This window comes from Clostridium algifaecis (assembly GCF_017874415.1).
GTDB classification, from domain to species: domain Bacteria; phylum Bacillota; class Clostridia; order Clostridiales; family Clostridiaceae; genus Clostridium_B; species Clostridium_B algifaecis.
The window spans coordinates 313,859-339,032 of record NZ_JAGGLM010000001.1 but is presented as its reverse complement, the minus strand read 5'-3'; the positions used below and the strand labels follow the sequence as shown (position 1 = coordinate 339,032).

The 25,174-nt window shown below is 31.4% G+C and carries 22 protein-coding genes; all 22 read right to left on the bottom strand.

The features are described from left to right. Window positions 1–55: 55 nt before the first annotated feature. The 22 genes from J2Z42_RS01700 to ispG all read right to left on the bottom strand — a co-directional run bounded on the left by J2Z42_RS01700 (window position 56) and on the right by ispG (window position 25,174). On the bottom strand, window positions 56–2,308 hold the full coding sequence (locus J2Z42_RS01700) for an FtsK/SpoIIIE family DNA translocase (RefSeq protein ID WP_209700626.1): 2,253 nt from the start codon (window positions 2,306–2,308) through the stop codon (window positions 56–58). A gap of 114 nt (window positions 2,309–2,422) precedes the next feature. Beyond that, the gene (locus J2Z42_RS01695; protein WP_245331418.1) at window positions 2,423–3,085 is read right to left on the bottom strand and encodes a ClpP family protease; all 663 of its coding nucleotides are present in this window, start codon (window positions 3,083–3,085) and stop codon (window positions 2,423–2,425) included. Window positions 3,086–3,174: 89 nt separating this feature from the next. Beyond that, window positions 3,175–4,371: an aspartate kinase gene (gene dapG, locus J2Z42_RS01690; protein ID WP_209700624.1), complete on the bottom strand. Its 1,197-nt coding sequence runs from the start codon at window positions 4,369–4,371 to the stop codon at window positions 3,175–3,177. A gap of 81 nt (window positions 4,372–4,452) precedes the next feature. After that, a complete protein-coding gene (locus J2Z42_RS01685) occupies window positions 4,453–4,725 on the bottom strand; it encodes a YlmC/YmxH family sporulation protein (RefSeq protein ID WP_209700623.1) in 273 nt (90 codons plus the stop codon). A 59-nt stretch (window positions 4,726–4,784) separates the two neighbouring features. Continuing rightward, a complete protein-coding gene (locus J2Z42_RS01680) occupies window positions 4,785–6,083 on the bottom strand; it encodes a M16 family metallopeptidase (protein WP_209700622.1) in 1,299 nt (432 codons plus the stop codon). 148 nt (window positions 6,084–6,231) lie between these two features. Continuing rightward, the gene (locus J2Z42_RS01675; protein ID WP_209700621.1) at window positions 6,232–8,343 is read right to left on the bottom strand and encodes a polyribonucleotide nucleotidyltransferase; all 2,112 of its coding nucleotides are present in this window, start codon (window positions 8,341–8,343) and stop codon (window positions 6,232–6,234) included. Between the two features lie 71 nt (window positions 8,344–8,414). Then, window positions 8,415–8,678 carry a 30S ribosomal protein S15 gene (rpsO, locus tag J2Z42_RS01670; protein WP_209700620.1) on the bottom strand — a complete coding sequence of 88 codons (264 nt, stop codon included), beginning with the start codon at window positions 8,676–8,678 and terminating at the stop codon, window positions 8,415–8,417. 123 nt (window positions 8,679–8,801) lie between these two features. Then, window positions 8,802–9,734, bottom strand: coding sequence for a bifunctional riboflavin kinase/FAD synthetase (locus J2Z42_RS01665; RefSeq protein ID WP_209700619.1), 933 nt, complete (start codon window positions 9,732–9,734; stop codon window positions 8,802–8,804). Window positions 9,735–9,736: 2 nt separating this feature from the next. Continuing rightward, window positions 9,737–10,618, bottom strand: a complete 882-nt coding sequence (gene truB, locus J2Z42_RS01660) for a tRNA pseudouridine(55) synthase TruB (protein ID WP_209700618.1) — start codon at window positions 10,616–10,618, stop codon at window positions 9,737–9,739. Then, a complete protein-coding gene (locus J2Z42_RS01655) occupies window positions 10,619–11,581 on the bottom strand; it encodes a DHH family phosphoesterase (protein WP_209700617.1) in 963 nt (320 codons plus the stop codon). A gap of 1 nt (window position 11,582) precedes the next feature. Continuing rightward, window positions 11,583–11,933, bottom strand: coding sequence for a 30S ribosome-binding factor RbfA (rbfA, locus tag J2Z42_RS01650; protein WP_209700616.1), 351 nt, complete (start codon window positions 11,931–11,933; stop codon window positions 11,583–11,585). Window positions 11,934–11,970: 37 nt separating this feature from the next. Beyond that, complete coding sequence (gene infB / locus J2Z42_RS01645; protein WP_209700615.1) at window positions 11,971–14,121, bottom strand: translation initiation factor IF-2; 2,151 nt, start codon at window positions 14,119–14,121, stop codon at window positions 11,971–11,973. A gap of 18 nt (window positions 14,122–14,139) precedes the next feature. Beyond that, the gene (locus J2Z42_RS01640) at window positions 14,140–14,448 is read right to left on the bottom strand and encodes a ribosomal L7Ae/L30e/S12e/Gadd45 family protein (RefSeq protein ID WP_209700614.1); all 309 of its coding nucleotides are present in this window, start codon (window positions 14,446–14,448) and stop codon (window positions 14,140–14,142) included. Then, window positions 14,438–14,707: an RNase P modulator RnpM gene (gene rnpM / locus J2Z42_RS01635; RefSeq protein WP_209700613.1), complete on the bottom strand. Its 270-nt coding sequence runs from the start codon at window positions 14,705–14,707 to the stop codon at window positions 14,438–14,440. Before rnpM ends, J2Z42_RS01640 begins: the two co-directional genes overlap by 11 nt. 12 nt (window positions 14,708–14,719) lie before the next feature. Beyond that, window positions 14,720–15,835, bottom strand: coding sequence for a transcription termination factor NusA (gene nusA, locus J2Z42_RS01630; RefSeq protein WP_209700612.1), 1,116 nt, complete (start codon window positions 15,833–15,835; stop codon window positions 14,720–14,722). An 18-nt stretch (window positions 15,836–15,853) separates the two neighbouring features. Then, window positions 15,854–16,318 (bottom strand): ribosome maturation factor RimP, encoded by a 465-nt coding sequence (gene rimP, locus J2Z42_RS01625; protein WP_209700611.1) that lies wholly within the window; start codon window positions 16,316–16,318, stop codon window positions 15,854–15,856. 235 nt (window positions 16,319–16,553) lie between these two features. Beyond that, on the bottom strand, window positions 16,554–17,195 hold the full coding sequence (locus tag J2Z42_RS01620; RefSeq protein ID WP_209700610.1) for an amino acid ABC transporter permease: 642 nt from the start codon (window positions 17,193–17,195) through the stop codon (window positions 16,554–16,556). Further along, window positions 17,192–17,863, bottom strand: a complete 672-nt coding sequence (locus tag J2Z42_RS01615; protein ID WP_209700609.1) for an amino acid ABC transporter permease — start codon at window positions 17,861–17,863, stop codon at window positions 17,192–17,194. Before J2Z42_RS01615 ends, J2Z42_RS01620 begins: the two co-directional genes overlap by 4 nt. Further along, complete coding sequence (locus tag J2Z42_RS01610; RefSeq protein ID WP_209700608.1) at window positions 17,863–18,666, bottom strand: transporter substrate-binding domain-containing protein; 804 nt, start codon at window positions 18,664–18,666, stop codon at window positions 17,863–17,865. The genes J2Z42_RS01615 and J2Z42_RS01610 overlap by 1 nt, the downstream gene beginning before the upstream one ends. Window positions 18,667–18,713: 47 nt before the next feature. Continuing rightward, a complete protein-coding gene (locus J2Z42_RS01605; RefSeq protein ID WP_209700607.1) occupies window positions 18,714–19,439 on the bottom strand; it encodes an amino acid ABC transporter ATP-binding protein in 726 nt (241 codons plus the stop codon). A 340-nt stretch (window positions 19,440–19,779) separates the two neighbouring features. Next, window positions 19,780–24,036, bottom strand: coding sequence for a PolC-type DNA polymerase III (locus J2Z42_RS01600; RefSeq protein WP_245331446.1), 4,257 nt, complete (start codon window positions 24,034–24,036; stop codon window positions 19,780–19,782). An 88-nt stretch (window positions 24,037–24,124) separates the two neighbouring features. Next, window positions 24,125–25,174 (bottom strand): flavodoxin-dependent (E)-4-hydroxy-3-methylbut-2-enyl-diphosphate synthase, encoded by a 1,050-nt coding sequence (gene ispG, locus J2Z42_RS01595; protein WP_209700605.1) that lies wholly within the window; start codon window positions 25,172–25,174, stop codon window positions 24,125–24,127.

The window sequence follows — 25,174 nt, the reverse complement described above, 5'->3', positions numbered from 1 at the left end:
ATTTTACAAGACAAATGTATAAAGTTTAATCAATAAAATAAATATATAAATTAATTTAAAGCTTGTATTCATCCTTACTTACAAGGATTTGTCTTGGTTTTGTACCATCTTTTCCAGATATTATGCCTCTCTCCTCCATTTGTTCTATTATTCTGGCAGCTCTATTATATCCAACTCTAAGCCTCCTCTGAACAAAAGAAGTTGATGCTTGTCCTGAATTTACTACTATTCTTATTGCTTCATTTAAAAGTTCATCACAATCATCATCACTCTTTGATGTATTTGTATTTATCTCCTCCATTATTTTATCCTCATACTGAGGTGCACCTTGATTCTCTTTTATATAATTAACTACATTCTCCACTTCCTTCTCAGATATAAATGCACCCTGAATTCTAACAGGTTTTCCTTCTCCTACGGGATAAAATAACATATCACCTTTTCCAAGTAACTTTTCAGCTCCGCTGCTGTCAAGTATGGTTCTTGAATCAATCTGACTTGATACAGCAAAAGATATCCTTGAAGGTATGTTTGCCTTAATTACACCTGTAATAACATCAACAGACGGTCTTTGAGTAGCTATAACAAGATGCATACCTGCAGCCCTCGCCATTTGTGCAAGCCTTCCTATGTAATCTTCAACCTCATTAGGACATACCATCATAAGATCTGCAAGCTCATCAATTATTATTACTACCAATGGAAGTTTGCTTTCAACTTTTCCTTCATCTACCAGTTTGTTATACCCTTCTATATTCCTGACACTGTTATCTGCAAATAGCTTATATCTCCTTGTCATTTCCTGAACTGCCCAGTTTAATGCACCCGCCGCTTTTTTAGGATCTATAACTACAGGTATCAAAAGATGTGGAATTCCATTATATACACTAAGTTCAACTACCTTTGGATCTATCATGAGAAGCTTCACCTGAAGAGGAGAATATTTATAAAGCAGACTTATTACCATGGTATTTATACATACGCTCTTTCCTGAGCCAGTCGCTCCTGCTATTAATAAATGAGGCATCTTCGTCAAATCAGATACAATGCAGTTTCCTCCTATATCTTTTCCAAGACAATAAGCTAAATTGCCCTTCGAATTCAAAAACTCTTTTGATTCAATTACTTCTCTTAAATAAACCGGTGTAAGTATTTTATTTGCCACCTCTATACCTATGGCGGACTTTCCAGGTATTGGGGCTTCTATCCTTACACCTGTAGCTGCAAGTCCAAGTGCTATATCATCGGACAAATTAACTATCTTGCTTACTTTAACTCCAGCGCTCGGCTGTAGTTCAAACCTGGTAACAGATGGGCCCTTACTGACCTGCATAACTTTTGCTTCAACCCCAAAACTACTTAAAGTTTCTTCTAATTTATTTGCACTATTTATTAAATCTTTTTTATCTTCTTTGTTTAGTCTTGACTGAGAATTTTGTTTAAGCAATTCTATCTTTGGAAAATTATATACTAATTCTTCAGATTCACTTTCAATCATCTTTTTATTCAATTCTTCATTTATAGACTTATTTGGTATCTTGTCAGAAGCTATTTCTATTTCTATAGGATGTTTCAAAGATTGATTTTTATCTTCTGTATTTCCGTTTTCTTTTTCCTGCAGCACAGTATCATCTTTGGATTTCATAAAATTCAATATTTTTATTCTACTATTTAGCCCATTAATAAATCCTTCTTTTTCTTCATCAATATTTTTTACATTTTTGCTATTTTTATCTTCTATTATCTTCTCTTGATTTCCTCTATCTTTATGAGCACTAGATTGTTTAATTTTATGTAAAATATCATATACTGTAACTTTGCTCATAATCATAAATGAAATCAGATAAACACCTGCAAATATAACATAGCAGCCAACACTGCCAAACAGTTTAATCAGCGGTATATCCAAAAGTAGGCTTATAATGCCGCCATGAAATATGCTTTCTGAATTATATAATTTTTTTATGCTCTCCATTGTACTATATTCAGGATAATATTCAGACATACCTAACATTTGTATAAACAACAATGTATTTATTATAAATAATAATATTACATAAAATTTTTTATTAAAATATATTTTATTTTTTGTGACTAAAAAACACCCTCCTATAAAAACTATTAAAACAGGAAACAAAAAAGCTCCCAGACCCATAATTGCAATTAATATTTTTTTAATATTTCTGCCAAATATTCCAGATGTAGAAGGTGAAAATACACTTATTAGCATTAAAATACCTAAAGTGATAAGTATTATTCCTTTAATATCACTATTCTCCTTACAAGACTTTTGCCTTCTTTTTGCCATACAAATCATCTCCAAATGCAGAATCTTTCATTCATTTATAATAATTCTACACTATTTTCGTATTTCCTTTACAGTTTAAATACAAATACCATAGGATTACTCCTATGGATAATTTTATTTGTTTTGTTCATTTATAAGCTGGTGAAGCTTAGCTAATGCACTGCTTACTCCTCCGACTTCGTTAATAAGTCCTACATCTACTGCTTCTTTTCCAACCAGCATGGTTCCCACATCATTTAAGAGTTCATCAGTCTTAGACATTAGACTTTTTAATTTTTCTCTCTTTATATTTGAAGTTCTAATTATGAATTCATTTACTCTGTCCTGTATTTTATTAAAATATTCAAAAGTCTGATGTACTCCTATTATCATCCCATTCATCCTGACTGGATGAACTATCATAGTCGCAGATGGAGATATAAAAGAATAATCCGAACTTGTAGCAAGTGGAACACCAATTGAATGTCCTCCTCCTATTACAAGAGAAACTGTAACTTTACTAAGGCTCCTTATCATCTCAGCTATAGCAAGTCCTGCCTCTACATCTCCACCTACTGTATTTAAAATTATAAGTAATCCTTTAGTTTGACTGTTCTCCTCAATTGAAATAAGCTGAGGTATCACATGTTCATATTTTGTTGTCTTTGTCTGGGGAGGAAGTATTTCATGTCCTTCTATCTGTCCTATTATAGGAAGTATTTGGATCTCATCCTTTAAGTCATTTATCATACCTCTTCCAAATTCTTTTATATCTTCTCTTTTTTGTTCATCCAGCATAGCTATCTCCTCCATGTATAAAATAATATATTACTATTTTATTTTGTACATTAAGAAAATTCGTATACTATCAAACAAGAAATTTTAAATCAAAGATTGAATCCTCTATGAAGTGCATTTATAGCTTTATCTGCTGACTTGCTTTCCACAAGGCACCATATTGTAGTATGTGAATCAGCAGTCTGGAGCACATGTATATTTTCTTTAGAAAGTATCTTCAGTATTTTTGCCATAACTCCAGGCACCCCTCTCATACCGCTTCCTATAAGTGCTATTTTAGTACAATGTTCTATAATTGAATACTCTATTCTTAAATTTTCCATTACAATTTTAAAATTGTCAACATCATTTTCATTTATCGTAAAAATTTTTCCTCTTGGAAATACATTTATCAAATCTATACTTATAAGACTATCCGCAAGTTCGTCAAAAATATTAAAATAATTTTCATTTTCAATATTTTTATTGTGCTCTATTATTATCTGAACCCTTCCATTCATAGACGTTATTGCGCTTATAACATTAGATTGATTTTCAGTAATTGAACCACTTATAACAGTTCCCGAGCTATCATTTAGAGTATTTTTAATAACTAACGGTATTCCTGAATTCATTGCAAATTTTACTGCTCTTGGATGTATAACCTTCGCTCCCTGATCAGCAAGCTGGAACACCTCATTATAATCTATTTCCTTAATAAGAGATGCATTTGATACTATCCTTGGATCTGCTGTCATTATTCCATCTACATCAGTATATATTTCAACCTTTTCAGACTTGAGTGCGTTTCCCAGGAGTACAGCTGTAACATCACTGCCCCCTCTCCCGATAGTAGTTACAAAACCATCTTTGCTCATACCCTGAAATCCGGCGACTACAGGTATTTTTTCTTCCTGAATTATCTTAAATATTTTATCTACGTTTACACTTAAAATAGAAGCATCATTATAATTATTATCTGTAATTATAGATGCCTGTCCTCCTGTCATCGGTACTGCATCCAGTCCATGTTTTGAAAGTTCATCACTCATAACTACAGCACTTATAATTTCACCACAGCTCATTATTAAATCAGATGCTAGTTTATTTTTTATTTTAAAATTATTACTTATCAAAGAAAGGAGAGTATCTGTAGCATAGGGTTGGCCTCGTCTTCCAATTGCAGATACTACAACCACAGGAAAATATCCTTCTTTTTTTGCCTTTATTATTTTATCTGCTACATTTTCTCTTCTTTCATGGGTAGAAACAGAGGTTCCCCCAAATTTTTGTACTAATATTCTCATATTAATTCTCCATCATGTAAATATTTTTAATAGATAATATACATCATCTTATATTATTCTATTAATACATTTATACTTTTGTTAATGAATTCTTTTTAAATTCTTTTCATCAGCATCTATTATTATAGTCTTGGAGCCAATTTTTTTTACGCAATCCCATGGTACTTCTATAAATTCACTTTTGCCCCAAAAGCTTAATTTTGATTTATTATTGTTTAAAAGCAAATTTTTTAAGTTTCCATTTTCATCTACAATTATATCATTATTTCCTAAACAGTTAAATCTGTCACCATCATTTACATTTATAATTTCATATCTTTCCATTTCACTATAAAATTTTATATTTTCGCCCATATATATACCTCCAAATTTATAATTCAGTATAATATATGAGCCTCTTTTAACCTGTATTACTAAATATTCAAACTGTGATTTGAATGAAATGGATTTCTATATTCATCAAGTAAATTTTCTACCATATCAGTATCTATATTCTCTCCTACAAAGGCTGAATTGATAACTCCTTTTCCAAAAGTCTTATCCATTACTTCTTTTAATTTATCAGAATCAATTCTGTCTATTTTATTCATTATTTCCTCCGGTGTACGCACCTTGTTCAAAAATAATACAGACTTGCCATTGCTAAACATCCTACTTGTAGTACTCTCAAGTCCAAGTATATAATTACCTTTTATCTGCTCTTTTGTTTTTCTTAATCTTTCTTCATCTATTCCTTTTTTTATAAAATTATAAATTTCTTCCATTATTATACTTATAGCATCATATACATACTTTGGATTTAGCCCAGTATATATATTAATTACGCCTGTGTTGTTAAAGGAAGATATATACGAATATATAGAATAACATAAAGATTTTTCTTCCCTAATTTTTTGAAATAAAATAGAAGATGCTCCTCCTCCAAGTATGTTGTTTAAAACCAATGCTGGATACAAATCGTCATGTCCCATCTCTATACCAGGTATTCCTAAATTAAGGTGCAGCTGTTCTATACTTTTCTTCTTAAAAAAATGATTTCTTAAAAATTCAGGTTTAGAGTACACTACTGGTTTTATACTGCTGCTTCTCCAATTGCCAAAATATTTTTCCATCAAATTTTTAATATTATTTAAATCAACTTTTCCACATATTGATATGACACAATTCTCAGGTATATAATGAGTTCCTATATACTCTACTATTTGCTGCCTGCTAAAACTTTTAACACTTTCTATTGTACCTAGTATGGGATAAGACAATGAATCATCTCCCCATGCTGCCTTAGCATAAACGTCAAAAAGCACGTCTTCAGGTGAATCTTCATTCATATTTATTTCTTCAGTTATAACACTTTTTTCCTTGTTTATATCTTCAGGTAAAAATTTACTATTAAATAACATATCAGATATTACATCCAGTGCTAAATCTAAGTGAGAGTCCAGAGCCTTTACATAAAAACAAGTTGATTCCTTTCCTGTAAAAGCATTTATCTGTCCCCCTACTTCTTCTATGCATTCTGCTATATTAAAAGCCGATCTCTTTTTAGTTCCTTTAAAAAACATATGCTCAACAAAATGTGATATGCCATTTTCAGATATATTCTCATTTCTAGAACCATTTTTCACCCACAGCCCTACACTAACTGAATTTACATAATTTATGTTTTCCACTACAACCCTAATTCCACTATTCATTTTAAATATATTATACATATAGTACCCTCTCATTCTACCATTTGAAATCATAACAAATATTATACTTATAAATTATATTATGTTTATTTTTCTGTTGTATACTAATCATTTAATATGTACTAAAAATATAATACAAAAAATAAAAAGGCACCTAAGCCCTTCTATTTTATTCTTCTTTTGATTCTTTTTTCTCTGAATCCTTTATTGCATCTTTCCTCGAAAGATTTATTCTACCCTGGTTATCTATTTCTACTACCTTAACCAGTATTTCATCACCTAACGAAACTACATCTTCAACTTTATTTACCCGTTTAAAGTCAAGTTTTGATATATGAACAAGACCTTCTTTTCCAGGAAGTATTTCAACAAAAGCTCCAAATTTAGTAATATTAGTAACCTTGCCCAGATAAATTTCGCCTACTTTTACTTCTCTTGTCAAATCGTCTATAATCTTTAATGCTTTTTTTGCAGATTCAGTATCATCTGACATAACAAATATTTTTCCATCTTCTTTTATGTCAATTTTTACTCCTGTTTCTGCTATTATCTTATTTATAACTTTTCCGCCTGCACCTATTACATCTCTTATCTTATCCGGAGCTATATTCATAGTAAATGTCTTTGGTGCATATTTTGAAAGCTCTTTTCTTGGTGCTTCTATGCAAGCATTAATCTTATCAAGTATAAAAAGTCTTGCTTTTCTGGCTCCATCAAGTGCTCCCCTTACACATTCTTTTGAGAGTCCATGAATTTTTGTATCAAACTGAATAGCTGTTATTCCAACTTCAGTTCCTCCTACTTTAAAGTCCATATCTCCAAAGAAATCCTCTATACCCTGTATATCGGTGATTATTTCCTCTTTTGACAAATCTTCACTGGTTATAAGTCCCATAGCTATACCAGCTGCCGGTCTTTTTATTGGAACTCCTGCATCTAAAAGTGCAAGTGTGCTTCCACATATACTTGCCTGTGATGTAGAACCATTTGAACTCAAAACTTCAGATACAAGTCTTATAGTATATGGAAATTCTTCTTCACTTGGAATAAGTGGTATAAGCGCCTTTTCTGCCAATGCACCATGCCCTATTTCTCTTCTTCCAGGTCCCCTTAATGGTCTTGTTTCTCCTGTACTGTAAGATGGGAAATTATAATGATGTATGTATCTTTTCGATTCTTCAGAGCTTATTCCATCAAGTATCTGTGCATCTCCAAGAGATCCTAAAGTTGCAACAGTCATTACCTGAGTCAAGCCTCTTGTAAATAGCCCTGTACCATGAGTCCTTGGAAGTATGCCAACCTCGCAACTTATTGGCCTTATTTCATCAAATTTCCTTCCATCCGGCCTTCTGTGTTCATTTAAAAGCATATTTCTAACTATTTCTTTTTGAATTTTATAAAGTACTTCTGCAATGTCTGCACCATTATCCGGATACTTTTCTTTAAATTCATCATCCACTTTTTGCTTTACTGCATCCAATTCATCATTTCTTTTATCTCTATCTGTTATATACATAACTTCTTTAACCATATCGAAGCAAAAATCTCTAACCTCTTGTTCCAATGTCTCGTCAACCTTGTATAATTCCGGAACAATTTTTTCTTTTCCGTATTTATCCATGATTTCTTTTTGAAATTTAACTATTTTTTTACATTCCTCAAATCCAAACATTATGGCATCATACATTACATCTTCTGCTATTTCAGATCCTCCAGCTTCGACCATCATTATTCTTTCATCTGTAGCACACACGGTAAGATTAAGAGTACTCTTTTTTCTTTCCTCAAGTCCTGGATTTATTACAAATTTTTCATCTACTATTCCAACAGAAACTGCTCCAACTGGAGTATTAAAAGGAATGCTTGAAAGGCATAGTGCAATTGATGCACCATTTATGGCAAGTATATCAGGCAAGTTATCCTGTTCAACAGATACTACAGTGCATACTACCTGAACATCATTTCTATATCCTTTAGGGAAAAGCGGTCTTAAAGGTCTATCTATTGCTCTGGCATGAAGTATTGCCTTGTCGGTAGGTTTACCCTCTCTTTTTATAAAACCTCCCGGAATTTTTCCAACAGAATACAGTTTCTCTTCATATTCTATACTCAAAGGGAAAAAATCTACTCCTTCTCGTGGTTTATCTGATGCATTTGCATTAACTAAAACCACGGTATCACCATAACTTATGAAAATAGCACAATCAGATAACATCCCTATTTTGCCATAATCTACTTTTAAGGTTCTCCCTGCAATAGTAGTTTCAATAGTTTCGCTCATTAAATTACCTCCTTCTCATTTAAATATTAATATTTTTTTAAAATAATAGAGCGGTTGAGGCCGCTCCAATGTTATTTTCTTAAATTTAATGCCTTTATAATAGCACGATATCTTTCAATATCTTCTTTAATTAAATAATTAAGAAGACCTCTTCTCTTACCAACCATCATTAAAAGACCTCTTCTTGAGTGATGATCTTTTTTATGAATCTTTAAATGGTCGTTTAAGTGATTGATTCTTTCAGTAAGAAGTGCAATCTGAACTTCTGGTGAACCAGTGTCTCCTTCATGTCTTTCATACTTCTTCATTATTTCTTCTTTTAATGCCTTTTCCATTTTTGTAACACCTCCATATTGTTAATCCCCTCTATTCCAAGAATAATGTCGGCAAGTCAAAATTCTTAGCATAAGGATCACGACTGTAATTATAACAAATAAAACTACTATTGTAAATTAATTTTAAAAATTAATTTCTAATTTTCTGTTTTCAGCATACTCCTTATCATTTTTAAGCTGATTTGTTAAATCTTCAAGAGTGTGAAATTTAGATTCATTCCTAATTCTTTCAATAAAATACACCTTAATATGTTCATCATATATATTTTGATTAAAATTTAGAATGTTAGTCTCAATACTCAATTTATTGTCATTTGTAGTAGGATTATCACCTACATTAGTTATACCCCTATAATAATTATCTTTATATTTTACTATAGTAAAATATACACCTTCCTTAGGTATTATAATCATTTTGTCAATCTTTAAATTGGCAGTTGGAAATCCAAGCTCTTTTCCAAGTTTTTTTCCATGAATTACGGATCCTTCTATCATAAAAGGTCTTGTAAGCATATCAGCTGCTTTTTTCACATCACCCTTTTCAGAAATAAGTTTTCTTATAATTGAACTTGAAACAGTTTCTTCATTGTACTTTACAGGTTCTATAATATCAAGGGAAAATTTATATTTTATACTCAACTTTTTCAGTAGTTCCACATCTCCAGTATTTTTATATCCAAATCTGTAGTTAAAGCCTACCACCAATCCTTTAACCTTATAACTATTTATAAGGTTAACTATAAATTCTTCAGGAGATATTTTCATGAAATCAGAATTAAAGTTCGTCATATTTATTATGTCCAAACCAGCGTTTTTTAATACTTCCAACTTACTTTCATTATCCATTAAAATTTTAGGTGCTGTACTTTTATTAATTACCATGCGAGGATGGAATTTAAATGTAAACACCATACTTTTTGCATTATTGACTTTTGAAAGCTGAATTACTTTATTTATAAGACACATATGTCCAAGATGAAGGCCATCAAAACTTCCAAGTGCAACATATGTTTCTTCCTTAAAGTGCATATTAAAATTATCTTCTATTACTATCATGGTTACTTACCCCGAATCAATAACTTTGTAATTTTAAACCCAATATTTTTTTTATTTATACCGATTCCTATAAATTTATTTTTATCTACATATACTCTATAAAGTCTATCTTCATTTATGCTATTTAAAAAATCATTATCTTTTATAATAACTCCATTTAATATCTTTTTTTTAAAATTGTCTTCTATATAAACCGGAGGATACTTGTTAAGTGCTCTGTCTACAGGTGTCAAATTGTTGAAAATTTTTTCCGTGCTAAGCTCTAAAACAGGAATAGAATCTGAAATATCGAACTCGCCAGTATGCGTTCTTTCAAGACTCCACATTGTACCACCGCAGCCAAGTTTTTTACCAATATCATAGCAAAGGCTTCTTATGTAAGTTCCCTTTGAGCACTGAATTTTTAATTTAATATATGGTAAATTAAAATTAAGTATATCAATACTATATATTGTTATACTTCTGCTCTTCCTTTCAACTTCAATGCCTTTTCTTGCCAGTTCATACAATCTCTTTCCATTAACTTTAATGGCAGAATACATTGGAGGTATTTGTTCTATATCACCTACAAAATTCATTATAACATTTATTATCTGTTCTTTATCCAATTCCACAGGAGATTCAGAAACTACTTTTCCATATTTATCATAAGTATCAGTTGTAATTCCCAATCTCAATTCAGCAATGTATGTTTTTTTTCCTTCCATTATATAATCTACAAATTTTGTAGCTCCGCCTATACAAATTGGAAGCACTCCTGATGCTCCAGGGTCAAGTGTACCTGTATGACCAACTCTTTTGATTTTTAAAATTGATCTTACTTTTCTAACTGCATCAAAGGAAGTTATGCCAACAGGCTTATTTATATTCAAAATTCCATCCATTTAAATCAACCCTTTTTGAACTTCTGTAACTAATAAATTTTCTACTTCATCCATACTTTTATCTTCAATTTGAAGTCCTGCAGCCCTCATATGTCCACCGCCATTAAATTTTTCAGCAACTTTTCTTACATCTACAATCTTCTTCGATCTCAAGCTTGCTTTTATTCCATCTTTTGTCTCCTTTAATAGAATAGAAGTGTCCACCTTTCCAATCTGAAGTCCTATATTAACTATGTCATGTGTATCTACATCATCTTTTTTTACAGTTTCATCAATCATGGATTTAGTAACTTTTATTACACATATTCTATCATCTATAAGTTTCATACTGTTAATTGCCATACCATTTAACTTGATTTTCTGAAATTCTTTATTATCAAATATATCTCTATGAATTGTACTGAAATCCAGCCCTGTACTTATGAGCTTTCCAGCTATTCTATGAGTTTTTTCAGTAGTAGACGGATATTTAAAGGATCCAGTATCTGTAATCAATGATGTATATAGACATTCAGCTATATCTCTATCTATAGTTACATTAAGTTTATTTAACAAATCATATACAATTTCAGATACAGCTGCTGCCTTTGAATCTACATAATTAAAATCTCCATATTGTTCATTTGTAAGATGATGATCCATATTTATTATTTTATAACTTCTGTCTTCAAAGTTTAATCTAGCATTTATCCTTTTCTTATCACCACAATCAAGGACTATTACACAATCAATATTCGGTTCAACTTCAAAATTTTTGCCATTTATATTACAGGAATATGGCAAAAATTTAAAGTCTTTAGGTACTTCTTCCATAGAAAGTATCTGCACCTCTTTGCCCATATTCTTGAGGCCTTGAAAAAGTGCAAGAGTACTTCCTATAGAATCTCCATCTGGAGATTTATGAAAAGTAATAGCTATATTATTGATTTTTTTTATTTCTCCCAATATATCATCTATTACCATTCTATTTTTGCTCCTTTATTTTCCTTAGAAGTTCATCAATGTGCATACCATGTTCTATTGTATCATCCAGCTCAATTAATATTTCAGGAGTATTTCTAAGCCTGATTTTATGACCTACTTCTCTTCTTATAAATCCTGCTGAACTTTTTAAAGCTTCTAAGGTTTCTTCTTTTGATTTATTATCTCCATACAAACTTACAAATACTTTAGCATAGCTTAAATCCTTTGTAACATCAACTTTAGTAACACTTACCATAGCAGTAATTCTTGGATCCTTTACATCATTTCTTATTATGTTACTTATCTCTTTTCGCATTTCTTCATTTATCCTGCTGCTTCTATATTTAGACATAAACTATCACCTCCATGTTTAGTTCACAGTTAACAGTTTAAAGTTCTTTCTTTTTAACTTCTTCCATGACATAAGCCTCTATTATATCTCCCTCTTTTATATCATTGAATTTTTCAATAGAAAGTCCGCATTCAAATCCCTGGGCAACTTCTTTTGCATCATCTTTAAATCTCTTCAAAGATGCAAGTTCAGATTCAAATATAACTATTCCATCTCTTATAATTCTTACATTGCTATTTCTAACAATTTTTCCTTCCTGTACATAACATCCTGCAATAGTACCTACATTTGAAATCTTATATGTCTGTCTTATCTGAGCTTTACCAAGCACTTTCTCCTTATAATCCGGTTCAAGCATTCCAATCATTGCGGATTTTATATCATCTATAGCTGTATATATTACTCTATATGTCTTTATATCTACCGATTCTTTTTCAGCTGCTTTTTCAGCATTGGTATCTGGTCTTACATTAAATCCTATTATGATAGCATTTGAAGCAGAGGCCAAACTTACATCAGTTTCAGTTATTGCTCCAACAGCGCCATGAATTACTCTTACTTTTACTTCATCTGTTGACAAGTTTTGAAGAGATTGTCTTAATGCCTCTATAGAGCCTTGAACATCTGCTTTAACAATTATATTTAATTCTTTCACTTTTCCTTCTTTTATCTGATTATATAAATCCTCCAGGGAAACCTTATGTGTAGAATGCAGATATTCTTCTCTAGCTTTCTGCTTTCTGCTCTCAGCCAGATCTCTTGCAGTTTTTTCATCTTTTACTTCGTTAAATTTGTCTCCAGCTTCAGGTACATCAGATAATCCTAATATTTCAACTGGAATAGAAGGTCCTGCTGATTTAATTTTTTTGCCTTTATCGTCAAACATTGCTCTTATTCTTCCATAAGTAGTTCCAACTATTATTGAACTTCCTACATTTAAAGTACCATTTTGAACAAGAAGTGTTGCAACAGCTCCTCTTCCTTTATCAAGCTTTGCTTCAATTACTGCACCTCTGGCTTTTCTATTAGGATTTGCTTTAAGTTCCTGAACTTCAGCAGTTAAAAGCACCATTTCAAGAAGAGTATCCAATCCCTCTTTAGTATGTGCAGAAACAGGAACACATATAACATCGCCGCCCCAATCTTCTGGAACAAGCCCATATTCTGTAAGTTCCTGCTTTACTCTATCAACATTCGCCCCAGGTCTATCTATCTTATTTATTGCAACTATTATAGGAACATTGGCTGCTTTACAGTGATTTATAGCTTCTTCAGTCTGCGGCATTATTCCATCATCTGCAGCTACTACAAGTATAACTATATCAGTAATCTGTGCTCCTCTTGCCCTCATAGCTGTAAATGCTTCATGACCCGGTGTATCTAAAAATGTAATTTTTTCTCCATTTATATTTACAGTATAAGCACCTATATGCTGTGTTATTCCGCCTGCTTCATGAGAAGTTACTTTTGATTTTCTAATAGCATCCAGTAAAGATGTCTTACCATGATCAACATGACCCATAACGGTTACTACAGGAGGTTTCTTTTCTAAATTTTCCTCACTGTCATAATCTTGTTCTTCATCTGTAAGCTCTTCGTCAATATCATGTTCTTTCTTTAAAACAACAACATTGAATTTTTCTCCTAACTTTTCTGCTGTAGGGAAATCAACTTCCTGATTTATCCCTGCCATTACTCCCATAAATATAAGCTGTTTTATAACTTCAGTAGAGGATTTCCCTATTTTTTCAGACAACTCTTTTACTGTTATTGTATCCTCTATTTCTATAATTTTTTCTTCATCGTCAGCATCACCTTCAGCATTAGAAACAACATTTTGATCTTTTTCCTTATTTTCATTTTTGTTTATCTTATTCCTATTCGCATGAAGTTGATTTTTAGATTTTTTATTATTTGATTTTGATTTTTTTTCATTTGTAATATTTTTTTTACTTATAGTTTCTTCTTTAGCTGTAACACTTTCTTCATCATTTTCTTCATCATTTTCTTCATTATTTTCATCCTTTTTTTCATCAAAAAATTCTTTTATAAGTTCTGCATCTTCCTCTTCTATCATACTCATATGATTTTTTACTACCACATTGAATTCTTCTGAAAGAATTTCAATTAATTTTTTACTGGATATATTCAACTCTTTAGCTAATTCATAAACTCTTATTTTTGACAAATACTTTCACCCCCGAAATTAAAATTTATCTTTTTGTATGTCAATCAATTTTTCACTCATATTTTTATCAATGATCCCTATAACTTTTATCTCTTTTAATCCAATAGCACTGCCAAGTTCCTCTTTAGAACATCTAACGATAACATTTATATTATATTTATTGCCATATTCTAAAAATTTATTTAGAGTATTCAAAGAAGCATCTTCAGATACTATTATAAGATAAATTTTGTTATTCTTCACATTTGTTTCACATTTATTATATCCTTCTAGAATTTTTCCTGCGCGCTTGGCTAATCCTAAAAACTGGAGAAATTTATTTTTCATTCTCTATTTCATCCTTTAACTTGTTATACAACTCTTCATCTATATTTGTTTCAAGGTTTTTCTGAAGTCTTTTATTCTTGAAAGCCAATTCCAGGCACTCTATATTCTTGCAAACATATGCACCTCTTCCATTTTTCTTGCCGGTAATATCTACAAAAACTTCTCCTTCTTTATTCTTAACTACCCTTATAAGCTCTCTTTTGGGCTTCATTTCCATACAGCCAAGACACATTCTCTGTGGTATTTTCTTCTTTTTCATAATAGCACCACCTTATTCAATAATATCATTGTCACTGTCTTCACTTTGAATATCCTCTATTTTTTCAGATACTTCTTCTAAATCATCAGCTTGAGATCTACTTTTTATGTCAATTTTCCATCCTGTAAGCTTTGCAGCCAGCCTTACATTCTGCCCTTCTTTTCCTATTGCAAGTGACAATTGATCATCATCTACCACAATTTGGGCAAATTTGTTGTCTTCATCCAAATCAACATCTACAACTTTTGCAGGACTCAATGCATTTGCTATATATTCCTCTGGAAGTTTATTCCATTTTATTATATCTATTTTTTCATTTTTAAGTTCGTTTACTATACTTTGAACTCTTATACCCTTAGGTCCTACGCAGGCTCCCATAGGGTCTACATTTTCATCATTTGAACTTACTGCAATTTTAGTTCTTGACCCTGCTTCTCTCGCAATGGATTTTATATCCACTATACCGTCAAATATCTCAGGTACTTCAAGTTCAAATAACCTTTTTATAAGTCCAGGATGTGTTCTTGATATTACAATTTGTGCACCTTTAGTTGTATTTTTTACTTCAACTATATATAATTTAATTCTGTCATTGAAATTATATTTTTCACCTGGCATTTGCTCATTAGGTCCAAGAACTGCTTCTGTTTTTCCAAGATCTATAAGTACATTATTTTTATCTTTTCTAATTACTACACCTGTTATTATGTCATCTTCTTTTTCTGCAAAATCACTGTATATAATTCTTCTCTCTTCTTCCTTGATTCTCTGAACTACAACCTGTTTTGCTGCTTGTGCGGCTACTCTTCCAAATTTCTTTGGAGTAACTTCTATACTTACCAAATCATCGAGTTCATAATTTGGATCAAGTTCTTTTGCTTCTTCTAGCAACATTTCGTTTAAGTCATCTTCAACATCTTCTACTACTTTTTTTTGTGAATATACATGAATTTCTCCATTTTCTCTATTCATAGTAACTTTTACATTCTGACTATTAGCACCATGTGAAGCATAATTTTTCTTATAAGCTGCAACCAGCGCATCCTCTATAGTAGTAAACATTAAGTCCTTGCTTATCCCCTTTTCTTTAACTATCTCATTCAAGGCCTCTATAAATTCTTGATTCATTTCTGCATATACCTCCCCTTAGAAATTGACCTTTAGGCTTACATTTAAAATTTTATTTCTAGGAACATCTACATCTTCATCATTAATTTTTACTTGTAGATTGTCTTGGTCGAAATTTAAAAGTTCACCTTCATATTCCTTTTTTCCTTTTAATAGTCCATCTATTTTTATTCTTACCTCACTACCAATATACCTTTTTAAATGTTCATCTGTATATAATGTTCTCTCTATGCCAGGTGAAGACACTTCCAAGTAGTAAGAAAAACTTATTGGATCTTCAACATCAAGCATATCACTGACAGCCCTGCTTACTTTTTCACAGTCCTCTAAGGATATGCCGGAATCCTCTTTATCTATATATATTCTTAAATAATTTTCATTTTCCTCTTTAACTATTTCTAAATGATACAACTCATAGTTCAAATTGCAAACTATAGGTTTTATAAGTCCATAAAGTTTATTTAAAAGATTATCTGCACTCATACTTATTACCTCCTTACTTATATGTTAAACAATTCAAAAGAAAAAATGCTAATAACTATAATTTAAAAACGCAACTTACGCTGCGTTTTTACAAATAGAAAGAGTGGGTTTAAACCCACTCTACAATTAAACAATCTTCTGTAGAATTACTATGCTCATTTTAACATACTAAAGCATTTATTTCAAGATAAATATAAATTTTCATATACAATTAAATAACCATATTATTTAAAAATTATCTGACGATTTTAAGCTGCTGTCTTGCTGCTATTATGGATAATGAATAATTTATGACAAAATACATAAAAGCCAGCATTGCAAAAATAGTAATAACTTGAGAAGTTTTAGCATATTGTCCCATAATTATCATTCCTTTGCCTGTAAGTTCCTCAATTCCAACAGCCCAAACAAATGATGTATCTTTAATTACTGTAATAAAGGTAGAACACAGTGGTGGAATCATATTTCTAAATGCCTGTGGTAATATAACATGAATTAATATTTTAGTATAAGTAAATCCTTGAGATTCAGCTGCCTCCCATTGCCCTTTATTTATAGAATTCAATCCTGCACGAACGATTTCTGCAACAATAGCGCTTGTAAATATAGTCATAGCTGTAATCCCTGCATTTACTGGCTGTAATTTAGTCATAAATCTCACAGCCAATATAAATAGAAGCAGTGGTGTATTTCTAACAATTTCTATATAAAATCCTGCTATTCTACCTATAATCCTATGCTGAACATAACGTGCAATTCCTAAAACAGTACCTATAATAGAACTAATTATTATTGTAGCAACAGCTATATGGAGTGTAGTTAAAAGTCCTTTTAACAAGAATAAAATTATATCCGGTTTAAAAAGTACCGATATCATATCTTCACCTCACTCCTTTTTTCAAGTGAAAGTGCAAATCTTGCAAGCGGCAAACATAATATTAAATACAAAATTGCCGTAACAACATATGCAGGGCCATAGTAAAGATTGTTGCTTGACCAGGAATCTGCCTGATACATAAGGTCTCCACCTGCTATCATAGCCATAACGGATGTATTTTTTATAAGTCCGACAGCTTGATTTGTAAGTGGTGGAAATATTATTTTAATTGCCTGTGGAAGTATTATGTATCTCATAGCCTGCACACTTGTAAATCCCTGTGACACAGCTGATTCCATTTGACCCCTTGGAACTGCCTCAATTCCACCTCTGACAACCTCTGCAATATATGCGCCATGATATATTCCAACACCAATAACTCCTACGCTGAATACAGATATTGTAATTTTAAAATGTGGAAGTACATTATATAGGAAGAAAACCTGTATTACAAGCGGAGTATTTTGTATAATAGCAACATATATCTTATTTATTCTCTTTAAAACTTTACTTTCTAATGTTCCCATTACTCCAAAAATAACACCCAATATCATAGCTAAGACTAATGCAAATATAGATGCCAGTATAGTTACTAGAAAGCCCTGCAAAAATATAGATTTATCACTTAGCAAAGCTTCCCATTTAAATGCTGCAAAAGGACCCGGCACTATTTAATACCCCATTTATCGATTAGTTTATTCAATTCTCCTGATTTTTTCATTTCACTTATAGTTTCATTTATAGTCTTAGCTAAATCATCGTTTCCTTTTTTACTTGCAATTCCATAATCCTGAGGACTAAATTGTTCCTTTAGAAGTACTGTTGAATCATCCAAATATCCGCTAAGTATTGATTTATCTACTGAAAAACAATCAACCCTTCCAGAATCAAGTGCAGACTTAATATCTGGATAACCTGCAAATTCTAAGAAAGAAACTTTGCTTCCAACCTTTTCTGCTTCTTTCTGTATTGCATCTTTACTTGTAGCACTTTGAGCTACACCTATTTTTTTATTGTTTAAACCTTTCAAGTCTTTTATTCCTGAACTTTTCTTAACCATTAAACCTACGTGATCCGTAAAATATGGATCTGAAAAATTATAACTCTTCTTACGTTGATCAGTTATAGTAAATGTAGCTGCAATCATGTCTACTTGTCCACTATCTAAAAGTGGTCCCCTGGTTTTAGCTGTTACTCCCTGAAACTTAATTTTGTTTTCATCTCCAAATATCTTTTTAGCTACTGCTTTTGAAAGATCAATTTCAAATCCTTCAATCTTAGAAGTTTTAGGATCCTTATATCCAAATTTAGGTACATCCAATTTAACACCTACATTAAGATAACCTCTATCCTTTATAGCTTTCAATCCTGATGTCGATCCACTTGAGCTCTGTGAAGTAGATCCACATCCTGTAAATGCCATTCCAACTATAAAAATTAAAATTCCAGCAAATATCTTACTTTTTTTCATATACTTGTCCTCCTCATATCATAAATATAAATATAAAATAAATTTTATTAATGTACTATACGGCTTAAAAATAACTTGGTTCTTTCATTAGATGGATTTGTAAAAAAATGTTCTGGTGATCCTTCTTCTAGTATCTCTCCATCATCTACAAATATTACTCTGTCAGCTACCCTGCGTGCAAAACCCATTTCATGGGTCACAGCAACCATCGTAATTCCTTCATGTGCTAAATCAGTCATGACATCAAGTACCTCTTGAATCATTTCTGGATCGAGTGCCGATGTTGGTTCATCAAATAAAATAATTTCAGGTTTCATATTAAGTGCCCTTGCAATAGCTACTCTTTGCTGCTGACCTCCAGATAATTGTGCAGGATATGCATTTGCTTTTTCCTTAAGTCCTACCCTTTCAAGGTAAACCATTCCCGATTCTTCAGCCTGCTTTTTAGGAACTTTTTTTACTAAAATAGGTGCCATAGTAACATTTTCAAGTACAGTTTTATGTGGATATAAATTAAACTGTTGAAAAACCATAGCTACAGATTGTCTTATCTTTGTAATTGGTGCTTTAGGTTCTGTTATATCAGTTCCATCTATTATCACTTTTCCCTCAGTTGGTCTTTCCAGAAGATTCATACTCCTAATTAATGTACTTTTTCCTGAACCGCTTGGACCAATTATAACCAACTTTTCCCCATCTGATATTTTTAAATCAATTCCTTTCAATACATGTAGATCTCCAAAATATTTGTGAACACCTTTAAGTTCAATCATATCTAATCACCTTTTCGTAAAATTGAATTTTATATAAATAATTGTTTCATAACATTTGCATAAAAAAATATTTTTTGAACAGCTATAAATTAATTTTTCCTTTTTGTTTATTAATTTTATAATTATTATGCAATATATATTTTATATTGTCAATATAAAAGTAATAATTTATTATATATATTTTTATTTTTAAAATAATGAATGCTAATTATTCATTATTCTAAAAATTTGTATGAATATAATGCATTCATTTTTTATATATTATGCATTATATACTATTTTTTATAAAAAAAAAGAGGAATAAATCCCCTTTAAATTTCTAAAATACACTTTTGAATTTTTATGCAAACAGGCAAAGCTGGTTAGTCTCAGGTAAACCCTTAAGACATCCATGGCTATCCAGCATTTCAATTACACTCTTTGAGACTTTTCCTCTCATTCTCATGTCTTCTTTTGAAATAAACTCTCCTTCTTCTCTTCCTTTAACTAAATTTTTTGCAGCATTTTCTCCAACTCCAGGAAGTGCATTTATTGGAATCCTTATTCCATCTTCCTCCATTAAGAATTTTACAGCATCAGATTTATATATATCTATAGGCAGAAACTTGATTTTTCTTTTATACATTTCATAAGTGAGTTCCAAAATTGTCAAAAGTCCCTTGTCTTTTTGTGTTGCATTATTTCCCATAGCATATATTTCATCCATCTTTTTCTTTACTGAATCCTCTCCTCTAATAATTATATCTACATCGAATTCATCTGCCCTAACCGTAAAATACGTGGTATAGTAAGCCTTTGGATAATAAACCTTGAAATACGCTATTCTAACTGCCATCATAACATAAGCCACAGCATGACCCTTAGGAAACATGTATTTTATCTTCTTACAGGATTCTATATACCAATCAGGAACTCCGTGTTCTTTCATGATTGCTTCTCTTTCTTCTGTAAGACCTTTTCCCTTTCTTACTTTTTCCATTATAGTAAAAGCATCCTTTGGAGGAACTTCTTTGCTTAACAAATACATCATTATATCATCTCTGCAGGCTATACAATCGCTAAGAGTAGTATATCCTTCTTTTATATAATACTGGGCATTATTTAGCCAAACATTAGTACCATGGGAAAGTCCGGATATTCTAACCAAGTCTGCAAAACTTTTAGGCTTTGTATCAACTAGCATCTGTCTTACAAATTTAGTTCCAAATTCCGGGAGTCCATATGTTCCCACAGGACATCCCAGTTCTTCTGCGGTAACTCCAAGTGCCTCAGGTGATGTAAAAAGACTCATAACCTTATGATCTCCAAGTGGAATTTTTTTAGGGTCGACACCAGTTAAATCCTGGAGCATCCTGAGTACAGTAGGATCATCGTGCCCGAGTATATCTAGCTTTAATAATCTTCCGCTTATAGAATGATAATCAAAGTGGGTAGTTATTATATCAGTATCATTATCGTTAGCCGGATGCTGAATTGGAGTAAAATTATATATTTCATTATCACTCGGTACAACCATTACTCCACCAGGATGCTGTCCTGTAGTTCTCTTTATTCCAGTACATCCAATAGTAAGTCTTTCAATTTCAGCCTGTGGAACAGTTATATTTCTTTCCGACAGATATTTTTTAACATAACCGTATGCTGTCTTTTCAGCTACAGTTCCTATTGTTCCAGCCTTAAATACATGACCTTTTCCAAATAAAACCTCTGTATACTTATGAACCACTGATTGATATTCCCCTGAGAAATTCAAATCTATATCAGGTTCTTTGTCACCATTGAACCCTAGAAATGTTTCAAAAGGTATATTATGTCCATCTCTTCTCATATCAGTTCCACAATCCGGACATTTTTTTTCAGGTAAATCTGCACCTGAACTTACAGAACCATCTGTAATAAATTCACTGTGCTTACATTTTGGACATACATAATGAGGTGGAAGCCCATTTACTTCTGTAATATTTGACATAGTAGCTACAAAGGAGGAACCAACAGATCCCCTTGAACCTACAAGATACCCATCCTGGGAAGATTTAGCTACAAGTTTTTCAGCAATTAGATAAAGTACTGCATATCCATTATTTATAATAGAATTTAATTCTTTGTCAAGCCTATCCTGAACTATATCTGGAAGTCTATCTCCATATATACGGTGAACTTTATTCAAAGTCATTTCTTTTATCTGTTCTTCTGCACCTTCTATTTTAGGTGGAAAAGTTTCATCAGGTATTGGCTTTACGTCTTCAATAATATCTGCAATTTTATTGGTATTATATATAACTACTTCCTTTGCTTTCTCATCACCCAAATATTCAAATTCAGAAAGCATTTCATCTGTAGTTCTAAAATACAACGGCGGCTGATCGTCTGCATCAGAAAATCCCTGTCCCGCCATTATAATCCGCCTGAATATCTCATCTTTTGCATCCATAAAATGTACATCACAGGTAGCAACTACACTTTTATTGTACTTGTCACCAAGATAACAAATTCTCTCATTTATTTTTTCAAGTTCACGTTTATCTTTGACAGTGCCGTTTTTTATTAAAAATTTATTATTTCCTACGGGCTGTATTTCAAGATAATCGTAAAAATCAAGCATACTTTTAAGTTCATCATCGCTTTTTCCACTAAGTACCTCTTTATATACCTGTCCTGCTTCACAGGCACTACCTATTATGAGCCCTTCCCTATATTTCATGATAAGACTTTTAGGCATTCTTGGTCTTTTGAAGAAATAATCTAAATTTGAAAAAGAGATAAGTTTGTATAAATTTTTCAGTCCTACCTGATTTTTAACCAGAATTATAAGATGGTACGTAGGCTGTTTTTTTATATCTATATTTTTCAAAGATTCTTCATTTAGTTTTCCAAGATTTAAAATTTCCATATCTTTCAGTACTTTAAAACACTTTAGAAGTATGTCACATGTGGCTTTAGCGTCATCCACAGCTCTATGATGATTTTCAAGCGATATGCCAAGATGCTTTGCAACTGTATTTAATTTGAATTTTTTAAGTTCTGGAAACAAGAACCTGCAAAGTTGAACAGTATCCATTATAGGATTATTAAAATTTATACCAATATCTTTGCAGTTCTTCTTTATGAATCCTGTATCAAACCCAGCATTATGTGCAACTACTACAGCATCTCCTATAAATTCAATAAACCTTGGGAGTATACCATCTATAGCTTCTGCTTCCTTTACCATATCATCTGTAATACTTGTAAGTTCCGTAATACGTTCAGGTATAGCCATTTTGGGATTCACAAATTCACTGAATTTATCTATTACTTTACCTTCTTTAACTTTAACTGCACCTATTTCTATTATTCTGTCATTAATACTTGAAAAGCCAGTGGTTTCTATATCGAAAATTACATACGTATCGTCTATGTTTCGTTCGTATCCATTTATTGTAATTGGAACACCATCATCTACAAGATAAGCTTCCACTCCATATATTACTTTTATTCCATATTTTTTAGCTGCAGTCATAGCTTCAGGATATGCCTGAACCACACCATGGTCGGTTATAGCTATAGCTTTATGTCCATAACTTGCCGCTCTTTCTATTAAATCTGATGCAGAATTTACAGCATCCATGGCACTCATTTTAGTATGAAGATGAAGTTCAACTCTTTTTTCATCTGCATTATCCATTTTTTTGGTTTTTACTGACTTTACAATATCCTTTGCCATTATAACAAGTTCTCTTGCATATGGGTCATTTACAGCTTCACCTCTTACTGTACAGTAAAGTCCCTCTTCTATTTCATCAATTATTCTATCTGCATCTTTAGGCCTTGGGAAAAATTTAACTGTAATTGAACTTGTATAATCCGTTATATAAAATGTAACTATTTTTCTGCCTGTTTTTGTTTCTATTATTTCTTTTTTAAATATAGTTCCCCTTATGATAACTATGCCCTGAGGCCCTACTATAGTTTTTATTTCTATAGGTGAGGTTGTTATTGGTTTCCCGAATATTAGAGAACCTGATTTAACCTCTTCTCTTTTATCATTGAATTTTATATCTGATGATGTTTTTTTAATTTTCTTTTCAGGTTTATTATTGTTTCTTTCTCCATTTTGAATTATATCTTTTATATAGTTTTTTTCTATTTTTTCGCTTTCATCTAAAAAATTTTTGCTTATTAGTTTTCCATCATATGCAATAGATGTATTACAATTTATTCCAAATATATCTTTTACAATTTTTTTTAGAAGTTTTTCTACATTCTTTTTCTTTAATAAATTACACATGAAATTATTGCCATTGTATATATTCAAGCAGTCATTTTTAACTTCTATTGAAGATTCGTTAAGAAATTCCCTGCACACCGGAATATATGATGAAATTATATTTACAACTTCAGTCCAGTAATTATTACAAACTTCCTCCAATGATACATTTGAAATATCCTTATAACATATCAGATCAATATCCGTAAAACATCCCAGTTTCTTACTTACTATATCTTTTATCTTACACTGTATTTTAGCATTTAATTCATTTACTGATTTCACTATTATCTTCAGCTTGTTGCTCTTTTTTAAATATTGTATTTTCTCAAGCTTTACTTCTTCCAACATAACATCACTTGAAGAATCTATATCATTTTGCAAAAGTCTCAAAATATTAGCAGCCACTATATTACCTCCCTAAATGCAAAATACCAAATTATAAGTTATTAATTTCCAAAATAAGTTCTTCCACCAGATCTTTTTCTTTGACCTTTTTAATAATTTCACCATTTTTAAATATCAATCCAACACCTTTTCCTCCAGCTATTCCAATGTCAGCTTCTCTTGCTTCTCCAGGTCCATTTACAACACATCCCATAACGGCAACCTTTATATTTTTATCTACATTTGAAAGTCTAGTTTCAACTTCATTAGCTATTTTTATTAAGTCAATTTCAGTTCTACCGCAGGTAGGACATGATATAAACTCAATCCCCTGTTTTAATAGTCCACATGATTTTAGAATTTCACGTCCAACTTTAACTTCCTCAACCGGATCTCCTGTAAGCGAAACTCTTATTGTATCACCTATGCCATCCATCAATAGAGTTCCTATACCAATGCTTGATTTTATAGTACCTTTAAATATAGTACCTGCTTCTGTAACTCCAAGGTGAAGTGGATATTTCACCTTGCTTGATATTTTTCTATAACTTTCAATCATTTGAATCACATTAGACGATTTTATTGATATTACTATATCTTCAAAATTTACATTTTCTAATATTCTAACATGATCTAAAGCACTTTCTACCAGTCCGTCCGATGAAACTCCACCATATTTTTTCAAAATATCCATGCTTAAAGAACCTGAATTAACTCCTATTCTAATTGGAACATTATAATATTTAGCAGCTTTAGAAACTTCTCTTACCCTTTCTTTGCTGCCTATATTTCCAGGATTTATTCTGAGTCCAGATACTCCATTTTCTACAGATTTAAGTGCCAATCTATAATCAAAATGAATATCTGCAACTAAAGGTATATTTATATTTTTTACAATTTTCTTTAAGGAATCACAGGCTTCCATATCTGGCACGGCACATCTTACTATATTGCACCCTGCCTTTTCTAATTTTTTTATCTGATTTATAGTAGATACTTCATCTCTGGTATCTGTATTTGTCATTGACTGTACTGAAACCTTAGAATCTCCACCTAAAAATACATTTCCTAATTTTATTTTTTTTGTCTTTGCTCTAACCAT